The organism is Devosia psychrophila, from assembly GCF_000971275.1.
In the GTDB taxonomy this organism is placed as follows: Bacteria; Pseudomonadota; Alphaproteobacteria; order Rhizobiales; family Devosiaceae; genus Devosia; species Devosia psychrophila.
On record NZ_LAPV01000177.1, the window covers coordinates 1 to 2,575 of the forward strand.

Below are 2,575 nucleotides of genomic sequence, written 5' to 3' on the forward strand. Positions count from 1 at the left end.
TGGCTGCGCACTGTCGAAATCGGAGGAAAGCATTTGGGCAGCATCCGCCAGGCGCAACCGCTCGACGCAATATATAGGATCGCATCCATCACCCTGCGCAAGCAGGTCGGGCGTGGCCGACCGCCACTGCGCGCCGCCGGAAACATGGGCTCAATCAGCACCCATTCTCCATCACGCAAATCGCCAGGATACCCAGACCCTTCGCGCATATGCTGCCTGCGGGCGGTATCAGTCCAGGCCATGTGCTTCCCCTATCGTCTCGACAACGACGGTGAAGCACAAACCTCTGATATCGCTCAACTACTTTCCGTTCGGGCTCTTAGGCACAAGCATCCTCGAGGCTGAACCTCTCCGCTCGGTGCTCCAGCCTCCGACAGGTCCAGGGAAAGACATGGAGCCAATCGATCAGTGTTTGGGTCAGGAGGCCTGGAGCACGTCGCGGTACCAGCTCATCATCTGCCGACGATCCGTGGAAGCAATCGCGCAGCCGAGAAGAACCAGCACCAGCATTGTTACTGTCGCTGTTGAAGATTTCGGGGGCGCCATAGCGCATCAGCGCCTCCTCGAGCGCCATGGCGCAGAAGCCGACCATGGTATTGGATAGGCGTGGATAGGCGCCACGCCAGCACCTTGCGCGTTGCCCAGTCCATGATCGCCACCAGATAGAGAAAGCCACGCCGCATCGGGATATAGGTGATGTCGGCGCACCACACCTGGTTGGGCCACTCGATCGTCAGGTGCCGCAGCAGGTAGGGGTAAATCCGATGCTGGGGGTGCGGGTCGCTGGTCCGTGGACGCTGATAGATCGGTGACAGCCCCATCTTCGCCATCAACCGCCGCACCCGCCGACGCCGAACATGCTGACCGACGCGTCGTCGGTGCCGGCCCATCTGCCGGCTGCCATACCAGGGCATCCCAAGGAGCGCCGCATCGATCACTGCCATCAGCGCCAGCGTCTCCTCGGACTCCGGCTGCGGCGCATAATAAAACGATGATCGGCTGATCGACAGCAGGCGGCATTGCGCCGTGATCGACAGGTCGCGGTTTACTGCCTCAATCATCCCACGCCTTCGGTCCACACTCATCGACCGAAGGCTTTGGCTAAAAAATCTCGTTCCACCATCAGTTGCCCGATCTTGGAATGCAGTTTGTCGATCTCGGCCTCGCCGGTCGCACGTGACAACTCAGAGGCACCAGTGAATGTGGACGCCATCCCCTCGATCGCCTGGCGCTTCCAGGCCGCAATCATCGTGTGATGAATGCCGTGCTTGGCGCCCAGTTCCGCCAGCGTCAAATCTGCGCGTATGGCCTCAAGGGCAACCTTGGCCTTGAAATCAGCCGAATACCGTTTCCGCGTCGTCTCCATAGAACTCTGTCCTTGGCGTCGGGACGAGCTTAGCATCCGGTCCGGTTTTCCGGGACCAACTCAAAGCACCTCACAGATCGCCGCGGCCGTGTGGTGCGCCTTTAGGATTTTGGCGTTAGGCCACCACCATGCTCCTGCCGCCGAGAAGGAAGAAACATCAAATTCTGTGAATTTTGGTAACGGAAAACGCACCATGGGAGCGCCGCGATCGTTAACGTCCAATGTTCGGCTGTATGGGTTGGCCACGTTGGCCGCGTGCGATTCTAGTGAGCGCGGATGGCCATGTGACCGATTGCCCAAACGACTTGATGATAACCCAATGCCACCTGACTGCCGTGAACAAGATTTGAAAAAGAAACTCTCGGAGGCGGGCAGGTGAAAGACCGCGTCGACTTCAACATTACGAACAATGGAGTCAGCGTGAGCGCCAACGTTACGCGTGATTATTTTGAAGAGCGGGTTCTTCCACTGATTACAACCTTGCTCATAGAAATGACTCCGTCCCAGAAACGTCGCACCTTATATAAAAGTGCCGCGAGGCCGGAGCCAAAGGAACGCCGGGACGGCGTCCTATCGGTCAAAGCCGTGGAGCAACGTCCTGCCGTCATGACTGCTCCTGCCGCCACGCCAGCCATTGCCATCAGATCTTACAGTCACAAGCCTTCAAGGGAGACGAGCGGCCCCCACATACTAATCTAATGTGCCCGTCGTCAGATCATTTGGCTCAGCTTGGGTCGTCGATTAGCGGAGTGTCATCCTAGTCTTTGGTTTGATGTTATGCGGCGAGCTTGCGGTGCTGCAAGCGCCGATGCTGGATGGTCTGGCGTTTGATCCTTTCGCGTTGTTTGATGCTGGCTGCGGCCCTGCCAAAGTAGGCGTCGGCCGGCGTCACATTGTCGACGCTCTCGTGGTAACACCGGTGGTTGTAGTGCTCTACGAAGGCGCCGATCTGGGCCTCAAGATCGCCGGGCAAGAAGTAGTTTTCGAGCAGGATGCGGTTTTTGAGGGTCTGGAGCCAGCGTTCGATCTTGCCCTGGGTCTGGGGATGCATTGGAGCACCCCGAACATGGCTCATGGCTTTGGCCTCGATATAATCGGCCAGTTCACCGGCGATGTAGCTCGGGCCGTTGTCGCTGAGCAGGCGGGGTTTGTGATGCACATGGGCCTGATCGCAGCCTGAGGCTGTGAGGGCCATGTCCAGTGCGCAGT

2 protein-coding genes and 1 pseudogene are annotated in these 2,575 nt (G+C 58.6%); all 3 read right to left on the minus strand.

Going from position 1 to position 2,575, the window contains the following annotated elements; translation table 11 throughout:
* On the minus strand, positions 1-242 hold a 242-nt coding region (locus WH91_RS23785; protein WP_144408390.1), incomplete at its 3' end, for a transposase.
* A 266-nt stretch (positions 243-508) separates the two neighbouring features.
* A pseudogene (locus WH91_RS23790) lies at positions 509-1,366 on the minus strand (IS3 family transposase); the annotation flags it as partial.
* A 775-nt stretch (positions 1,367-2,141) separates the two neighbouring features.
* Positions 2,142-2,575: integrase core domain-containing protein (locus WH91_RS19735; RefSeq protein ID WP_046172734.1), on the minus strand; the 434-nt coding region annotated here is incomplete at its 5' end.